This is a genomic window from Mesorhizobium sp. WSM4842 (genome assembly GCF_055901575.1).
In genome coordinates this window covers 4446113-4462216 of the sequence record NZ_CM148372.1, presented here as the reverse complement: position 1 = coordinate 4462216, position 16104 = coordinate 4446113, and the positions used below count along the sequence as shown (strand labels likewise).

15 protein-coding genes are annotated in these 16104 nt (G+C 60.8%); 5 read left to right on the top strand and 10 right to left on the bottom strand.

Translation table 11 applies throughout. The features are described 5' to 3' along the window. Positions 1-20: 20 nt before the first annotated feature. The 4 genes from AC0NIE_RS21560 to AC0NIE_RS21545 all read right to left on the bottom strand — a co-directional run bounded on the left by AC0NIE_RS21560 (position 21) and on the right by AC0NIE_RS21545 (position 4588). Complete coding sequence (locus tag AC0NIE_RS21560; RefSeq protein ID WP_473488328.1) at positions 21-1160, bottom strand: amino acid ABC transporter permease; 1140 nt, start codon at positions 1158-1160, stop codon at positions 21-23. Positions 1161-1163: 3 nt separating this feature from the next. Continuing rightward, positions 1164-2351, bottom strand: a complete 1188-nt coding sequence (locus AC0NIE_RS21555; RefSeq protein ID WP_473488329.1) for an amino acid ABC transporter permease — start codon at positions 2349-2351, stop codon at positions 1164-1166. A gap of 67 nt (positions 2352-2418) precedes the next feature. Beyond that, positions 2419-3432 (bottom strand): amino acid ABC transporter substrate-binding protein, encoded by a 1014-nt coding sequence (locus tag AC0NIE_RS21550; RefSeq protein ID WP_473488330.1) that lies wholly within the window; start codon positions 3430-3432, stop codon positions 2419-2421. A 202-nt stretch (positions 3433-3634) separates the two neighbouring features. Further along, complete coding sequence (locus tag AC0NIE_RS21545; RefSeq protein WP_473488331.1) at positions 3635-4588, bottom strand: LysR family transcriptional regulator; 954 nt, start codon at positions 4586-4588, stop codon at positions 3635-3637. A 231-nt stretch (positions 4589-4819) separates the two neighbouring features. Here AC0NIE_RS21545 and AC0NIE_RS21540 point away from each other — a divergent pair, with 231 nt between their 5' ends. Next, a complete protein-coding gene (locus tag AC0NIE_RS21540; protein WP_473488332.1) occupies positions 4820-5422 on the top strand; it encodes a cupin domain-containing protein in 603 nt (200 codons plus the stop codon). 283 nt (positions 5423-5705) lie between these two features. On the opposite strand, the gene AC0NIE_RS21535 is transcribed toward AC0NIE_RS21540, so the two are convergent. Next, on the bottom strand, positions 5706-7880 hold the full coding sequence (locus AC0NIE_RS21535) for a xanthine dehydrogenase family protein molybdopterin-binding subunit (protein ID WP_473488333.1): 2175 nt from the start codon (positions 7878-7880) through the stop codon (positions 5706-5708). Between the two features lie 11 nt (positions 7881-7891). Next, positions 7892-8362 carry a (2Fe-2S)-binding protein gene (locus tag AC0NIE_RS21530; protein ID WP_473488334.1) on the bottom strand — a complete coding sequence of 157 codons (471 nt, stop codon included), beginning with the start codon at positions 8360-8362 and terminating at the stop codon, positions 7892-7894. Between the two features lie 320 nt (positions 8363-8682). Between AC0NIE_RS21530 and AC0NIE_RS21525 the strand changes: the two genes are divergently transcribed. Both AC0NIE_RS21525 and AC0NIE_RS21520 read left to right on the top strand, forming a co-directional pair. After that, complete coding sequence (locus AC0NIE_RS21525) at positions 8683-9402, top strand: response regulator (protein ID WP_123145889.1); 720 nt, start codon at positions 8683-8685, stop codon at positions 9400-9402. Further along, positions 9399-10880, top strand: a complete 1482-nt coding sequence (locus tag AC0NIE_RS21520; RefSeq protein ID WP_473488335.1) for an ATP-binding protein — start codon at positions 9399-9401, stop codon at positions 10878-10880. The genes AC0NIE_RS21525 and AC0NIE_RS21520 overlap by 4 nt, the downstream gene beginning before the upstream one ends. Before the next feature lie 183 nt (positions 10881-11063). Here the strand turns inward: AC0NIE_RS21520 and AC0NIE_RS21515 are convergent, their stop codons facing one another. The 4 genes from AC0NIE_RS21515 to AC0NIE_RS21500 form a co-directional block, all read right to left on the bottom strand. After that, the gene (locus AC0NIE_RS21515) at positions 11064-11330 is read right to left on the bottom strand and encodes a BrnA antitoxin family protein (protein WP_473488380.1); all 267 of its coding nucleotides are present in this window, start codon (positions 11328-11330) and stop codon (positions 11064-11066) included. Positions 11331-11859: 529 nt separating this feature from the next. Further along, the gene (locus AC0NIE_RS21510; RefSeq protein WP_473488336.1) at positions 11860-13725 is read right to left on the bottom strand and encodes a CHASE2 domain-containing protein; all 1866 of its coding nucleotides are present in this window, start codon (positions 13723-13725) and stop codon (positions 11860-11862) included. 5 nt (positions 13726-13730) lie between these two features. Continuing rightward, positions 13731-14267, bottom strand: coding sequence for a FecR domain-containing protein (locus tag AC0NIE_RS21505; RefSeq protein WP_473488337.1), 537 nt, complete (start codon positions 14265-14267; stop codon positions 13731-13733). Between the two features lie 496 nt (positions 14268-14763). Next, a complete protein-coding gene (locus tag AC0NIE_RS21500) occupies positions 14764-15357 on the bottom strand; it encodes a hypothetical protein (RefSeq protein ID WP_473488338.1) in 594 nt (197 codons plus the stop codon). A 32-nt stretch (positions 15358-15389) separates the two neighbouring features. On the opposite strand from AC0NIE_RS21500, the gene AC0NIE_RS21495 reads away from it, so the two are divergent. Together AC0NIE_RS21495 and AC0NIE_RS21490 are read left to right on the top strand one after the other, a co-directional pair. Next, on the top strand, positions 15390-15650 hold the full coding sequence (locus tag AC0NIE_RS21495) for a DUF305 domain-containing protein (protein ID WP_473488339.1): 261 nt from the start codon (positions 15390-15392) through the stop codon (positions 15648-15650). A gap of 67 nt (positions 15651-15717) precedes the next feature. Next, entirely contained in the window at positions 15718-16050 is a 333-nt protein-coding gene (locus AC0NIE_RS21490) for a four-helix bundle copper-binding protein (RefSeq protein ID WP_292542701.1), read from the top strand. Positions 16051-16104 lie beyond the last annotated feature (54 nt).

Here is a 16104-nt window from a genome sequence, read left to right as displayed (position 1 = left end):
TCTGTCGCATATTCCGCTTCCTAGCTCTCGTGGCCGCGCGCCAACGCGCGCTCCATCGACTGCGAGTAGCGGGACATTCCAAAGCAGAAGATCCAGTAGACCAGCCCGGCGAAGAGATAGCCGGTCGAGGAGATCGTCGGCCCAGCCCAGTTCGGGTCGACTCGCGCCGTTTCGACGGCCCTCAGGAAGTCCGCAATGCCGACGATCGCTACCAGCGTCGTGTCCTTGAACAGCCCGATAAAGGTAGAGACTATGCCTGGGATAACGATCGTGAGCGCCTGCGGCAGGATGATCAGACGCATCATGGTGAAATAGCTGACGCCGAGCGCCTTTGCCGCCTCATATTGCCCCTTGGGGATCGCCTGAAGGCCTGCGCGCACCACCTCGGCCATGTAGGCGGACGAGAACAGCGCTATCGCAATCAGCGGACGCAGCAACCGATCGGGCGTCAGATAGTCGGGCACGAAGAGCGGCATCATGAAATTCGCCATGAACAGCACCGTGATGAACGGCACACCCCTCACGACCTCGATGAAGGTGACACATACTGCTCTGACGAGGGGAAGCTGCGATCGCCGGCCAAGCGCGAGAAGCACGCCGAGCGGCAGCGAGAAGACGATGCCCACGATCGACATGAGCAGCGTGATGAGCAGACCTCCCCACAAGACGGTATCGATGACCGGCAGATCGAGCGACGCGACGCCCCTCAACAGCACGAAGGCGACGAACGGATAGACAATAAAGAGCAGCAACCCAGCCAGGTTGCGCCGCGGCGCTTGTTTCCACATCAGCCAGACGATCAGCACGGCGCCGATTGCCAGCGTCAGGTCCACCCGCCAGCGCTCGGACACGGGATACGCCCCGTAACGGAGATAGTCGAATTTCTCGACGATGAACGGCCAACAGGCGCCGTCAGGGTTGGCGCGGCATTCTTCCTGTCCGTCGGCCCAGACTGCGTCCAAGACTGCAAAACTCACGAACTGCTGCAAAAGCCATGCCGCGAGAACCGTGAAGCAGATCGTCAGCGCGCCGGAGAACGGTGTCGGGAACAGGTTCTTTCTGATCCAGGTCGCCGGGCTCGGCCGGATTCCACAAGGCGGTGCCATCGGGGGCAGAAGCGAGCTGTTAACGAGCGGCGGATGCAGGGACTGGTCGCTCATGCATCACCTCTCGACGATCGCGAAACGTTGATTGAACGCGTTCATGGAAATCGACGTGACGAGGGAAATCGCGAGATAGACCGACAGCGTGATCGCCATCACCTGGACGGCGGCGCCGGTTTGGTTGAGCACCGTTCCCGCAAAAATCTGAACGAGGTCGGGGTAGCCGATAAACACGGCGAGTGAGGAATTCTTCGTGAGGTTCAGGTAGTGGCTAGTCAGGGGCGGTATGATGATGCGCAGTGCCTGCGGAACAATGACCAGGCGAAGCGTTTTGCCCGGCGCAAGCCCGAGCGCATGGGCGGCTTCGGTCTGGCCTTTCGGAACAGCCTGGATGCCGCTGCGGACAATTTCCGCGATAAAGGAAGCGGTGTAGACGGAGAGACCGATCAGAAGGGCGGCGAACTCCGGATAAAGCTGGTGCCCACCCCGGAAATTGAACCCTTTCAACTCCGGCACCACGAACGACACCGGCGAGCCGACCAAAAGGAACACGGTCAGAGGCAGTCCATTCAGGGCAGCGAGGCTGACCCACAGCACGGGCAGCTGTTTTCCGGTGCGGTTCTGTGCGCGCCTGGCGTAAGACCAATAAGCGACGCAGAAGATGGTAGCCGCCAGGAATGCAAGTCCCACGGTACCTGCTCCTGCGTAGAGCTGGACTTCCGGAATGATGAGACCGCGATTGTTCAGATAGACGCCGCCGGGGAGTTCGATCGACGCCCTCGGCGCAGGCAGCGCTTTCAGGACTGCATTGTACCAGAACAAAAGCTGCAGCAATAACGGGATGTTGCGTATGATCTCGACGTACGAAGCCGCGACCTTTGAAACGATCCAGTTCGGTGACAGGCGGGCAATGCCGACGACAAAGCCCAAGACTGTGGCCAACACGATTCCAAGCAAACTCACATAGAGCGTGTTGACCACACCCACCCAGAACGCTTGGCCGTAGGTGGAGAGCGTGTCGTAGGGGATCAGCGTCTGATTGATGTCGAAGCCGGCGGCCTCGTTCCAGAAGCCGAAAGACAGCGGAATCCCGCGTGCCCTCATGTTCGACGCAGTCTGGACGGCAACGCCCACGGCCAAAGCCAGCAGGCTGGCAGCCAGCAAAAGCTGATAGATGATGCCGCGGACCTTGGCGTCGTGCAGGGACAGGCTCCTGCGCGAGGGCGCGGCGAGCAGCACATCGGACATGACCCTGTTCCTGTGTTGGTGAAGAAAGACGCCGGCGCAATCGCCGGCGGCTCGTGACCGACCCAGCCTAGCGGATCGGCGGGGCGTACTGGAGACCGCCCTCACTCCAAAGAGCGTTCAGGCCGCGCTCCATCTTGAGCGGCGAGGCCTTCCCGATATTGCGATCGAACACTTCGCCATAGTTGCCGACCTGCTTGATAACGTCCACGGACCAGGTATCGCCAAGCCCGAGATCCTTTCCGAGGCTGCCCTCTGCTCCGAGCAGCCGACGAATGTTCGGGTTGTCCGACGACTTCATTTCATCGACATTCTCAGAGGTTATTCCCAACTCTTCGGCGGCTACCATGACAAGGAGCGTCCATTTGGCCACATTGAGCCAGTGATCATCGCCCTGCCGCACGGCAGGCCCAAGCGGCTCCTTGGAGATAAGTTCGGGAAGCACGACGCTGTCGTCAGCCTTCGCCATACGCTGGCGCGACGCATTCAAGGTGGACGTGTCAGCGGAGAGGACGTCGCAGCGACCTTCGTCGTAGGCCTTTACGACGGCTTCTTCATCAGCAAACCCGACGGTCGAGTATGACATCGAATGCGACCGGAAGTAATCGGCGAGATTCAACTCGGTCGTCGTGCCCTGAGTGACGCAGATGGACGCGCCATCCAGATTCTTGGCCGAACCGATGTTCTCTGCTTTGCGGACCATGAAGCCCTGGCCATCGTAGAAATACGTGCCCGCAAAAAGTATTCCGAGAGATGTGTCGCGGGATGACGTCCAGGTTGCGTTATGTGCGAGTATATCGATCTCGCCCGACTGTAGGGCGGTGAAGCGGTCCTTCGGCGTAAGCGGAATGAACCTTACCTTCTGCGCATCCCCCAGAACCGCTGCGGCAACAGCGCGGCAATAGTCGACCACGAATCCGGTCCATTTGCCCTCATTGTCCGGAAGGCTGAATCCGGCTGTCGCTGAGTTGGTTCCGCAGGTCAGAACTCCGTTCTTCTTGACATTTTCGACCGTCGCGGCGGACGCGTTGGATGCGACGAGCCCTATAGCTGCTCCGACCAGTCCTTTGAGAATTGCCTGCATCTTGGTTCCCCTTATTCTCTTGTGGAGCACCAAGGTTGCGCAAGCGTCATTATTGGTCAAATTCATTCTCGTCATGATGAATATGAGCCCCACTCATACACATGGCTACGCTCGTAAGGGTTTCAGCCGTTAATCCCTGTCTGAAGACACATCTTCTCATACCAGCGCACTTCATTGGAGCAACGCGACGTGTGTCTCCTGTTTATTTCCTCTGTTCTCTCTCAGAAACAATTTCTCTCTTCTTTATCTGCGACTCAGAGTAGATATTTGAGAGAACTTCTTTGAGCCAGATCGTCCCTGGGTCTGTGGCCATCTGCGGATGAAGGAGCAACCACGCGCTCACATTTGGGATCGGCAGGGGCGGCGAAAGGAGCGTCACTTCACTCGCTTTATCAAGGATTTGGAGGATTCCGTCACCACAATGAGCAACAAGTTCGGTGCCTCGCAAAACCCACGGAAGTGCCAGATAATTCGATATCGTCGCGACCACGTTCCGCCGCAAACCAAGCTCCTTGAGGGCGGCATCGGCAAGCCCGCTGGAAACACCATCGGCGGAAACCTGCAAGTGAGACGCTGACAGATATGTCTCCATTGACATCGCCGAACTTGCGATTTGGCTGCCGCTCCAAACTGCGCAGAAGAGACGATCCTGGCCCAGTTCGATCTTCAACAGGCTTGGGTCATCCTTGATCACTGCTCCAGTCAATGCACAGTCGATCTGTCGAAGATGAACCGAGGACGGAATATCGAGCCCGTTCGCTGGAATAATGTTCAACGTGGCACCGGGCGCCTGCCTGGAAAACTCCCTGAGAAGACGTGGTATGATTATCATCGCATGGTAGTCAGTGAGTCCGACACGAAAGTTCCGCCGAGTGGTTGCGGGATCGAAAGTTTGATGGCGATCAATCGAGGCTCGAATCGTTGCTAATCCGGCTGAGATGTCTGGCAGAAGCTCAACCGCCCGCGGGGTTGGCCTCATAACTCCTCCATCGCGCGTGAACAGCTTGTCGCCGAAAAGGTGCCGCAGCCTGGATAAGGAATGACTGATCGCAGATTGCGTTCTTCCCAATTCGCATGCCGTACGCGTAACGCTTCTTTCGCGCATCATTACGTCGAATACGCGCAGCAAATTCAGGTCGAGGTCATCGAAGCTCATGAGATTGCCATGAATGGTTTGTCATGAATCAGCACCGAAAGATGACCCGTCTCAAAGAGCCGATAAGGCCTTGGTTTTTCATCATGAGGCGAGAACGTCCACGAGTCACGCGCGCCTCGTTTTGCAGAGAATAGGGACGGCCTGCAACAGGCAGCGGAACCGACCGGCATGCAGCCGGTTGAATCGGCATGAAGGCTCGTCTTCCGACAACCAGCAATGCAAGGCTACATCATGAGCGTTCTGCAGAGTACCAAGAAAGCCGTCGAGCAGGTTACCGGTTTCGCAGCACCGGGCAGGCAAGAAGTAACCGATCTTGTAAGGCGGCGAAAAGCAAATGAGTTTTGGTTCAAGGATGATGGCCTGGTACCCAATCATCCGTTTTGGCCGCTTGTCGCCTATCGCGGCGCCGTGAGGCTGCCCGAAGAATTTGATCCCACAGCCGTCTTGGAGGAGCTTTTCGAGGTCAATGGATGGGGGGACAGCTGGCGGAATGGCATCTACGACTACGTTCACTACCATTCGCGAATACATGAGGTGCTCGGGGTTGCGGCCGGTACGGCCAAAGTCCGGTTTGGAGGCAAAAAGGGCCGAACCCTGTCCCTGAAGGCCGGCGACGTCGCGGTTCTTCCGGCCGGCACCGGGCACCAATGCCTTTCGGCATCCGACGATTTTCTAGTTGTCGGCGCCTACCCTCCATTTGGGACCTATGACGAATGCACGACTGCCCAGGAGCATGATCGCGCGCTCGCGACGACCAAGAAGGTAAGTCGTCCACGCAAGGATCCCGTCTATGGGAGCAGAGGCCCGCTTCTGCAAAGTTGGAAGAAGACCTGAAGCAGGCGCAGATCGATCGAAGACCCACAAGCACAGAACGCACGAGCTGGGGCGTCTCGCGCTCCTGGTCGCATTGTTTGGAAAACCCATCGATCAAGACGGGCACTTGGTGCTCGGCGATTACGGCCAGGTTGTTGCCGAGCGCCGCCGGCCCGTGACAGCCAGGTGCACGCCGTCGCACCAGGCGCCGCGTCGGCCCACGCCGACGCGCTGGCCACGAGCCCCGTAAGCAGAACGGGCACGCACGATCGTCCGCCGCGCCTGTTCTTCGAGCGCCTCCATGTCATGCGAGGTCATGGTTCTTCAGCGGCAGCGTGCGAATGCGCTTTCCGGTGGCGGCGAAGATCGCATTGAGGACAGCCGGCGCAGCGACCGCGATAGTCGGCTCGCCGACGCCGCCCCAGAAGCCGCCGGATGGCATTATGATCGTCTCCACCTCCGGCATGTCGGCCATGCGCACGACCTCGTAGCTGTCGAAGTTCTCCTGCTCCATGCGGCCGCCATTGACGGTGCATTCGCCGTAGATGCAGGCGGAAAGGCCGTAGACGAAAGAGCCCTCGACCTGCCTCTCCACCTGTGCGGGGTTGACGACATGACCCGGATCGGTGGCCGCCACGATGCGGTGGATCCTGAGCTGCCCGTCGATGGTCTCAACCTCCGCTGCCGCCGCGACATAACTGCCGAAGCCCATGATCTGCGCCAGGCCGCGGTGAACGCCGGCCGCCGGCGGGGTGTCCCAGCCGATCCGTTCGGCAACCGCCTCCAGCACGGCGAGATGCTTCGGATGTTTGGCCATCAGCTTGCGGCGGAAGGCGAGCGGGTCGACGCCGGCCGCATGGGCGAGTTCGTCCATGAAACACTCGACGTAGAGCGCATTCTGGTTGAGGTTGACGCCGCGCCAGAAGCCTGGCGGGATCGGTGGGTTGCGCATGGCATGGTCGACAAGCAGATTGTCCACCGTATATCCCAGCGTGCCTTCCGTGCCGCTGAGGACCAGCCCCTGGAAGACGACCGGGTCCATGCCGTTCTGCATGGCTTCCGGCCGCACCGCGGCAAGGATCGACTGGCCGGAGATGCGCATGTGCAGAGCGGTCAGGTTGCCATCGGCGTCGAGCGCGCCCGTCAGCCGGCATCGGGTGGTCGGGTGATAGGCGCCGTGCAGCATATCCTCTTCGCGCGACCACATGAGCTTTACCGGCGTCCCCGGCACCTGCTTGGCAATGCTGACCGCCTGGCGCACATAGTCCTGGAAGTTGCCGCGCCGGCCGAAGCCGCCGCCGAGATGGATCTTGTGCACCTCGCATTGCTGCACCGGCAGGCCGGCGGCCTCGGCCGCTGCAGCAAGGCTCGCCTCGCCATTCTGGGTCGGCACCCATACCTCGCAGCGCTCCGGCGTGTAGAGGGCCGTCGCGTTCATCGGCTCCATGGTCGCGTGGTTCTGGTAGGGGAAGGCATAGGTCGCCGTGACCGTCCGGCCGGCTGCGGACAGGACAGCACCGGCGTCACCTTGCTTGGCGCCGACGAAGGCGTCATTTGTGCCGAGCCCCTCTTCGAGCATCGCCGCGATCGAGGCGCTGGTGACCTGCCTGTTGGGACCTTCGTCCCAAACGACCGGCAAGGCATCGAGAGCGGTCTTCGCTCGCCACCAGGTGTCGGCGACAACCGCAACGGCGGTTTCGTCGACCTGAACGACGGTGCGCACGCCGGGCATGCCTGCGACCGCCGCCGCGTCAAAGCTCTCCACCTTGCCGCCGAAATACGGGCAGGCCCGGATCGCCGCGTTGAGCATGTTCGGCAGTCTGAGGTCGACGCCATAGACCTGGCTGCCGTTGAGCTTGTCGGCCGTATCGAGCCGCGGCAGCGGCTTGCCGGCTATGGTCCAATCCTTCGGATCCTTCAGCGTGACATTGGCGGGCGGCGTCATCCGCGCGGCGGCGGCGGCCAACTGTCCATAAAAGGTGGCGCGATCTGATGCTGCATGCGTGACCATGCCCATCCTTGCGGTGCATTCGCTGGCCGGCACGCCCCATTCGGCGGCCGCAGCGGCGATCAGCATCTCGCGCGCGATGGCGCCGCCAATACGCACATATTCGTGCGATTCGCGGATGCCGCGGCTGCCCCCGGTCGAGAAATTACCCCACACGCGGTCGCGCGCAAGGTTTTGGGCCGGCGACGGATATTCGGTCGTGACCTTGGACCAGTCGCAATTCAACTCCTCGGCGACGAGTTGCGCCAGGCCGGTCAGCGTCCCCTGCCCCATCTCGGAGCGGGCGATGCGGATGACCACCGTTTCGTCGGGCCTGATTACCACCCAGGCATTGATCTCCGACGTGGTCTCGGCGCCCTCGGCAAGCGCAGGTTTGATGAACGGCACGTTGAATCCGAGGGACAGGCCGCCGGCCGTGGAGGCCACGCCGATGATGAAGCTGCGGCGGGAGATGGAAATTATGGCGTTCATGACGGTTCTCCTCAACCGCGTTGCGTGGTTTCGCCGCTTTTGGCGGCCAGCTTGATCGCGGCGCGCACCCGGTTGTAGGTGCCGCAGCGGCAGATATTGGTGATCTCGGCGTTTATGTCCTCGTCCGCGGGGTTCGGGTTCTGCATGAGCAGACCCGCCGCAGCCATGATCATGCCGGCCTGGCAGTAGCCGCATTGCGGCACATCGAGCGCCAGCCAGGCCCGCTGGACCGGATGCGAACTGTCCGGCGAAAGCCCCTCGATAGTGGTGATTTGCTGGTCCGGCTCGACCGCGCTCACCGGCAGCACGCAGGAGCGCGTGGCGACGCCGTCTATATGGACGGTGCAGGCGCCGCAGGCGGCAACGCCGCAACCGTATTTCGTCCCGGTAAGCCCGATCTGCTCGCGGATCACCCACAGCAGCGGCGTGTCCGGATCGACCTCGATGTCACGTGGCGTGCCGTTGATGATCAATCTGGCCATTGTGCAATCCTTTCGATCAAAGGCTGGCGAGGACCTCCGTCCGGATGCCGCACGGCATGGCCTGGCGGCAAAGACTGGAAGTCCGGGCTAGCGACGAGGCCAAGTTAGGCGGAAGCTGTCGCAGAACCTTGTCCCGACGACCGGCAGTTCATCGCAAGCTGTCGCAGGCGCTGCGCTCTGATACATTTCGTTACACTTCTCACGCTTTGTTGATGCCGCGCGAGATTGCCGCCGTGGCGCAGAAGGTGATCATCCGTGTAGACGCAAACTAGATATCGTCGATACTGGCCGACTATTCAGCGGCGGCTTTGGAGCATTGTATGGAAGCGGCGCAGCACATCGCGGTCGTCGACGACCACAGGGACATCCGCGACCTGGTCGGGAAATACCTCACCCAGCAAGGTTATCGCGTCAGCGTCGCCGACAGCACGGCCGCGCTCAAGCGGCTGCTCGACCGCAGCCTGCCCGATCTTATCGTCCTCGACGTCATGATGCCTGGCGAGGACGGCATTGCCGCCTGCCGGCACGTGCGCGGAACGGTCGACGTTCCGATCATCTTCCTTACCGCCATGGCCGAGGAGGTCGACCGGATCGTCGGCCTCGAGATCGGGGCCGACGACTACCTGACCAAGCCGTTCAATCCACGGGAACTGCTGGCGCGGATCAAGGCCGTGCTCAGGCGCGTCCACAGCCTGCCGCCGCAGCGCGGTCGTCTAAAGTCGAACGCGCTTCGGTTCGACCGCTGGACGCTGAATGTCGGCCGCCGCGAGTTGGTCGGGCACGACGGCGTGGCGGTCGCGCTCAGCACGGCCGAATTCCGCCTTCTCACCGCTTTTATCGAGCATGTCGGGATCGTGCTCAGCCGGGATCAGTTGCTCGACCTCACCGTCGGGCGCTCGGCCGACGGTTTCGACCGGGCCGTCGACAACCAGGTGAGTCGGCTGCGCAAGAAGATCGAGGCGGACCCAAAGAATCCGATGCTGATCAAGACGCACTGGGGCGGCGGCTACTGCTTCACCGCCGAGGTGGCCCAGGCATGATGCGGTTGTGGAGACGCAGTCTGGCGGCCCGCTTCCTGATGCTGGTGCTGCTTGCGCTCGCCCTGTCGCAGGCGATCACGTTCCTGATCTCGTGGGACGAGCGCGGCCAGGCCCTGCACGCGGCGGCCAAGGGCGAGTTCGTCAGCCGCACGTCCTCGCTTGCGCTTCTGCTGGACACGACGCCGCCCTCGCTTCGGCCCGACATCCTCAATGTCAGCGGCACGGCCTATACGCGCTTCTGGACCTCGGACGATGGACCGAGCAATCCCCTCGCCTGGCAGCAGGAAGCCTTGACAGAGCTCGCCAAGCCGCTGCCAGGAATTGCCGGCAAGTATGCCGCGTATATGAACGGGCAGGCCTCGACCGCGGTCGATGCCGCTGATCCTTCCGTGCCGCCGCGCATGCTGGATTTGTCCGGCAATGGCATGCCATTCTCGCGGCCGGCCAAGTTTCTCTATATGGACGCCGCCCCAAACGGCATGGGCCTTTCCGTCCGCCTCGAGGATAGCACCTGGCTGAACGCCGCCTACGCCAAGGCGATGCCGAACGCCTTCTGGACGGCGCAATCGGCGATATCGCTGGCGCTCACCGCACTCATCCTGTCCGCCATAGCGATTTTCGGGGCGCAGGCAATCGCGCGTCCGTTGCGACGGCTCGCCAATGCCGCTGAACTTTTCGGCCGCGGCGAGGCCGTGCCGCGGCTGCCGGAATCAGGACCGGACGACATCCGCCAGACCGCCGAGGCGTTCAACCGCATGCAGGAGCGCCTGCAGCGCTTCGTCGAGGACCGGACGCGCATGCTGGCGGCGATCAGCCATGACCTGCGCACGCCGCTGACCTCGCTCCGGCTGCGCGCGGAGTTCGTCCAGGATCACGATCTCCAGGAAAAGATGCTGAAGACCATCGAGGAAATCCAGACGATGACGGAAGCAGCGCTCGCCTTCGCGCGCGAGGACGCCGCGGTAGAGGAGACGCGAACCGTCGATCTTTCGGCGCTGGTCGGCAGCCTCTGCGACGATCTCGCAGATCTGGGCCAAAACATCACCGTCAGCGACGGGCCAAAGGTGCTGTACCGCTGCCGGCCGGACTCCCTGCGCCGGGCGATCCGCAACCTCGTCGAAAATGCCATCCGCTACGGCGAGCAGGCCAAGGTGAGCCTGGTCAGGCGTACCGACAGCCTGGACATCATGGTCGAGGACGCCGGGCCCGGCATTCCGCCAGGCGAAATGGAACAGGTGTTCGCCCCCTTCTTCCGCCTGGAGCAGTCGCGCAACCGGGAGACCGGCGGCGTCGGGCTCGGCCTGTCAATCGCCCGCGCCATCGCCCGTCACCACGGCGGCGACATCGTGCTGGAAAACCGGAGCAGCGGCCTTCGCGCGGTCATCCGGCTGCCGCTGATCGACATGGCCAAGCAGCTTGCCCCGGCGCCTGTGCCTGAGACCAACCCTCCGACCGGACTGCAATCCTTGCCGGTTTGACCGAAACCCGTTCCCGCGATCGCGCCAGGCGCTCGCATTTGCGTTAATGCATGTCGCGCAAAAGCATGCCCCCGGGCCTGACCCGGGCCTGACCCGAGGGTGTGCAGCGGTTTTGCGATTTACGACATGCATAAAACAACAACCTAAAGCGCGTCGCATGAGGCCGGTCAAACGCGACGCGCTTTAGGTGATGGCGTCTGAACGGTCGTCCTCGGCGGCGATCCGCTTCTCGACGATGGCTCGCAAAGCGTCGTTAATAGGGTCCTGCCAGCCCGGTCCGTCGCCCTGGAAGTAATCCAGGACAGCTCGATCAATCCTGATTGAAACAAGCTCTCTGACATTTGGAGCAGCTGCGGTTTCGCGAACCGGTGCGGCCGGCTTCTTGGCAGGCTTGAAGGCGGCTTCGGCGGCAGCCATTGGATTTGTCGGTCGGCGCGGAGGATTTGCCATTGATGGTCCCGACTCGAGATAACGAAAGGAAGAGACATGCAACGCAATACGCATCTGAATGCCTCGGCCCACTGCCTGGAACAGTGAATCGAATGTCGACGCGAGAGGCAATGGTCTCGCCTCCCCGGGAGCAGGAAATGCGCGCCCTTGCATTATTTGCCGGCGTGTTGGTGGCTACGCCCTCGATGGCGACGGTGCAACTGGGCCCCTGTCCATTATTGGGACACAGATTCACGGTAGCGTTTCGCCGATACCTGATCGGCAAGGTTCGACCTCTCTCTGTCTTTCCGCCGCACAGCCTGAACCGGAAGTTCTAACCCAAAGGCGACCTTCGCCAGCCCATTTTGCTGCCCGATAGCCGACATTCGCGGCACAGCGCTGATGACCCGAAGCCGCCTTCCATCAATGCGGATTTTTCAAAATCTCCCGTTCGGGTTGGCCGAGGCCTCAGGCAGGATTTGAAGTGTCGCGGCCAAATGGGCGCCATTCAGACATTCCGGTACCATCATTGTTCACGGGGCCTAGTATCCTACAGCGTCTGCGAACTCTGCCACAGCCAGATTGCGAGCGAGCCTGAACGCCCGCGGACCTGTGCTTGCACAGGTCCTCTTAGAGCACCAGATTTGAACAACTCGCAGTCGCGGCCGGCGACTTGCACCATTTTGTCGCTCACTGCGACTTCGGCATTTTGGTCGGCCGCGATCTCCATCAAGCGACTGGCGACGTTAACCGTATCACCAGTAGTCGCGATGTGCTGACGGCCTTTGCCACCGAGTCTCGACGCAACGATTGTTCCGTAATGCGCTCCGATCTTGAAGCCGAGCCTCGATGCAGTTGATGCGGGCAACGAGACGAGCCAGTTGTTGGTACGGCTGGAGAGCGCTGCGCAGCAGCGGGCAGCATTGAAGGCATCATCTGTCGCTGCTTCCGGTAGACCGAACAGGATCATGGCTCCGTCACCCATGAAATTCGTGACAACCCCACCACAGCTTGTCACCTCTTCGTCCACCAACGCATGGAACGTGTTCAAAAGTTCGCGTGTGGCGTTCGGCCCCAATGTTTCGCTCAGTCCGGTGAAACCGGACAGGTCAATGAATATGATGGCGGCGTCCCTCCGGACAGGTTCCAGGAGAAAGTCGCCATGCTTCGCGAGCCACCCCGCAAGGCCCGGGGCCTGAACTCGTTGAAGCAATTCGCTCTGCGTGGCGAAATACTGGGCCTGGTTCCTGCCCAACCAAAGCTGCGCGGCCCCGAACAAAATAGCTGGCGGAATGGCGGCGGCCATCGGCAACGCCGCGCTCAGCCAGATATGGTGTGAGAATGCGGTCATATTGACCACGAACCAGATCACAACCACGCCGACGATCGCCGCAAGGCCGATGGCGTTGCGACGCCATGCCAACAGCCCCACAAGAACCACTGGCAGCACCACTGCAAAGCCGGCATCTGCAAGGCGAACGTACTGATCTCGCACTATGCCGTCGCCGGTCATCAGATGGGCAATGGCCGTCGACATGACCTCGACGCCTGGGAGCACGGGATCAAACGGTGTCGGGAAAACATCGCCGGTGCCGGTTGCAGTTGCACCGATCACAACAATTCGATCCCGAATAATGCCGCCATCGACTTGGCCCCCCAGCACCGTCGTGGCGCTGATCGTGCGGATCGTGCCGCGGGGGCCATAGAATGTCAGAGGGAGTATGTGACCAATGTCCGTCCGAATCCGCTGTCTGCCCAGAGATAGATAGTCGGGCGCAATTCCCGGATCCTCTCCCACCGCCATGGCGGCAACGCGCAGGGAGAAAGACGCTTCCGTCCGATCTTCGGCCCGAAACAGCAACGGGACGAACCGAGGCGTTCCCGTCCAGTCGGTAACCACGTTCACGACGCCGACAGCGGCGATATCCGAGAACGCTTCCAGGGGCCACAGAAACCGCTTGGCATTCGGCACTCGGGCGAGAGGGCCATCGCCCTCGACTGCAATCGATTGTTTACCTCCCGAGTAGACCGCTGCAGCAGCGATTACGCTTGAAGTCCTACGAAGCGAACGCGCGAGCGCCTCATCATCATCTTTTTTCCCGGGATCGACCAGCAGCAGGTCGACCGCAATGGCTTTCGGCCCAAAGCGAGCTATCGTATCGACAATCCGGGCAAGCGTGGCGCGGCTGAGGGGATAGCGGCCGTCGTTTCGGACTGTTTCGTCGTCTATTGCGACAATGGTAATCAGCTCCGGCGGCTTTGCCGTTCCCCGAACAAGCGTTCGAAGATCCGTCATCGTTGCTTCGACGCGATCGAGGGACCACATGTTGCCGCGCCAGTGCGCAAAGCCAAGGCCGACCCCCCAAAGACCCGCCAGAACGAGCGCAATCAGCGTCTGAAGCGCTCGCCCGCTCATTTAGCTTACTGACCGAAACGGGCCATCAAAGCCGAAACACGTGCGGCGGGCCAGCGCTTGACCGTCAGTGTGCCTGTTCCGGCTTCCACATCGACGCCTTCGCCCGGCCCGAGGACTACGCCAGCATTGGACGCCGGCCTTTGCACGGCGACGCGACCTTTGACGACGAAAACAGACGTCTTGCCACGGGCAACGTCGACTGCCCATTTTGTGCCTCGCACCGCGGCGATCGCCTGCGGGGTGACGACAGCGAAGCCACCCCGGACCCTGCCGGCTGGAGCATCGAGCAACAGCGCCTTGCGCCGTAATGTGACCGCATCGGCACTACCATTTCGATCACGGTCCACCAGTGCAAAACGAGCGCCATCTTCCGCAATGATGGTAAGGCCTTCCCGGCATCTCAGAATTTGTCGGGACGTACCGGCTACCAGTCGGAACGTACAGCCGGCGTTATTCGACTGCGCTGAAGCGGTATCCACCCAGAAGACACAGGCAAGCATGCATGCAATCAGGCTCCGGAGATATCGGCCACTTGCGCTCATGAACGTCTCCTTGCTTTTGCGAAAATCTGCGGCAAGAAAATCTTTGCATTGTCTTCTGCGGTCAGCTTGGCAGTATACTCATGCGTACGAACCGGCATTTGCAGCCGCGTTGCCCTAAAGATAGCACGGTGCCGACCAGCGATCTTAACACGATAGCTTGCTCCAACACCAAATAAGGCGACATCAAGCCGTTTGAAGCGGCCGCGATGCGAATGTCGCGAACGTCACGCGGCGACGCTGCTGTTCGGCTCATCTGCCAGAACGAGCAGGTCGCGCCACTACCCGTCATTCGCAGCGCGCCTATTAGCTGACCTTCAGCCACTGGCCGGAGACGACCCATACAAGACGGCAGCAGGTCAGTAGTGCGTGCCTCGAAGCGGACATTCCATATCGGCATATTACCTGATGATGCTCCTTCCTCATCCGCCGCATCGCCCGCCAGTCGCGAGTAACGGGACGGACTCTTGAAAGAGGTCGATACGGGTGAAAGATCACCTCACTTGGTTTGAGGCGGCTCATCATAGCAGATGTTGTAGAGGATTCGGCAACGCAGCTTCGTCATGTCCGGATAGTCATAGACACAGATCATCGACTTGAAAAACAGGTCGGTTTCACTGAATCCGTGCATCGCCTCTTCGTGCTGCATTGCTTGGTCGATGTTCGACTGAGGTATCATGGAGGCGAAAAGCTCGGCTTCCGGAAAGTCTTCAATCCTCTCGAACTTCTTGATCGAGTCGAGTTCGTTCATGACATGGAACATCTCGAAGGGCTTGTTCCCTTTGAAGATAACGTCGATCAAGCGTTCCGCCACCTCGTCGTAGGCGTCTTCTCCGCGACGTCGCAGATCGGCAATCATCTTCTCTCTGGTTCCGTCGAACCTGCGCCGGGCGATGTTTCTGCAGAGCTTGAGTTCATTTGCGATGGTCACGGAGAACTCGTCGCCTTGGCTCTTGTCCAGATAAGAGGCTTGCTCAAGGTCGTCGATCGCCTTGTCGAAACGGAGCTGCCACCTGTAAAGCTTGGCTCGATTGATATGTGGAGAAGGGTTCGGGTTTACCTCAAACGATCGCGTGTAGAGATCAAGGCGCATCAGCCGGGCACACCATGCCGGGAATGGCCAACATGGACATGTCGGGCATGGATGAAGCGCACAAGGCCAACATGGCGGCAATGATGAAGATGCATCCTGCCATGATGCAAGGCATGATGGCCAAAGACCCTGATGTCGCCTTCGCTTGCGGGATGATTGCGCATCACCAGGGCGCGATCGACATGGCCGAAGTCGAGCTGAAATACGGCGACAACGACGAAGCCCAAGAAGATGGCTCAGACGATCATCGCCGCCCAGACCAAGGAAATCGGCGAGTTCAAGCAGTGGCTTGAGACGAACGCGAAGTGATCGTTAGGAGGCGCCGTAGCGCGCTCCTAGGATCGAAGAAAGGACACCCCCATGCATCACCTTAGCCCCGAAATGAAAAGCTGCATCGACGAATGCCTGCGCTGCTATTCCGTGTGCCTTTCGACCGCGATGGGCCACTGCCTGGAACTGGGCGGTCAACACACCGAAAAACAACACTTCACGTTGATGATGGCGTGCGCCGAGATCTGCCGGACATCGGCGCATTTCATGCTCATCGGTTCCGAGCACCACAAGCATACCTGCGGCGAATGCGCGGAGATCTGCAACGAATGCGCGGATGACTGCGAGCGTCTCGGTGACATGCAGGAATGCGTAGAGGCCTGCCGTCGCTGTGCAGAGAGCTGCCGGAAAATGGCGGCGTAGATCTCATCAGAGGGCGCCCGGTTCAGACCGCGCGCCCTCGCTACTGCGAATGTC

What these genes read in the sequence shown, in the direction of transcription:
- AC0NIE_RS21560 (WP_473488328.1), bottom strand. Translation starts at nt 1,160, where the DNA reads ATGAGCGACCAGTCCCTGCATCCGCCGCTCGTTAACAGCTCGCTTCTG.
- AC0NIE_RS21555 (WP_473488329.1), bottom strand. Translation starts at nt 2,351, where the DNA reads ATGTCCGATGTGCTGCTCGCCGCGCCCTCGCGCAGGAGCCTGTCCCTG.
- AC0NIE_RS21550 (WP_473488330.1), bottom strand. Translation starts at nt 3,432, where the DNA reads ATGCAGGCAATTCTCAAAGGACTGGTCGGAGCAGCTATAGGGCTCGTC.
- AC0NIE_RS21545 (WP_473488331.1), bottom strand. Translation starts at nt 4,588, where the DNA reads ATGAGCTTCGATGACCTCGACCTGAATTTGCTGCGCGTATTCGACGTA.
- AC0NIE_RS21540 (WP_473488332.1), top strand. Translation starts at nt 4,820, where the DNA reads ATGAGCGTTCTGCAGAGTACCAAGAAAGCCGTCGAGCAGGTTACCGGT.
- AC0NIE_RS21535 (WP_473488333.1), bottom strand. Translation starts at nt 7,880, where the DNA reads ATGAACGCCATAATTTCCATCTCCCGCCGCAGCTTCATCATCGGCGTG.
- AC0NIE_RS21530 (WP_473488334.1), bottom strand. Translation starts at nt 8,362, where the DNA reads ATGGCCAGATTGATCATCAACGGCACGCCACGTGACATCGAGGTCGAT.
- AC0NIE_RS21525 (WP_123145889.1), top strand. Translation starts at nt 8,683, where the DNA reads ATGGAAGCGGCGCAGCACATCGCGGTCGTCGACGACCACAGGGACATC.
- AC0NIE_RS21520 (WP_473488335.1), top strand. Translation starts at nt 9,399, where the DNA reads ATGATGCGGTTGTGGAGACGCAGTCTGGCGGCCCGCTTCCTGATGCTG.
- AC0NIE_RS21515 (WP_473488380.1), bottom strand. Translation starts at nt 11,330, where the DNA reads ATGGCAAATCCTCCGCGCCGACCGACAAATCCAATGGCTGCCGCCGAA.
- AC0NIE_RS21510 (WP_473488336.1), bottom strand. Translation starts at nt 13,725, where the DNA reads ATGAGCGGGCGAGCGCTTCAGACGCTGATTGCGCTCGTTCTGGCGGGT.
- AC0NIE_RS21505 (WP_473488337.1), bottom strand. Translation starts at nt 14,267, where the DNA reads ATGAGCGCAAGTGGCCGATATCTCCGGAGCCTGATTGCATGCATGCTT.
- AC0NIE_RS21500 (WP_473488338.1), bottom strand. Translation starts at nt 15,357, where the DNA reads ATGCGCCTTGATCTCTACACGCGATCGTTTGAGGTAAACCCGAACCCT.
- AC0NIE_RS21495 (WP_473488339.1), top strand. Translation starts at nt 15,390, where the DNA reads ATGGACATGTCGGGCATGGATGAAGCGCACAAGGCCAACATGGCGGCA.
- AC0NIE_RS21490 (WP_292542701.1), top strand. Translation starts at nt 15,718, where the DNA reads ATGCATCACCTTAGCCCCGAAATGAAAAGCTGCATCGACGAATGCCTG.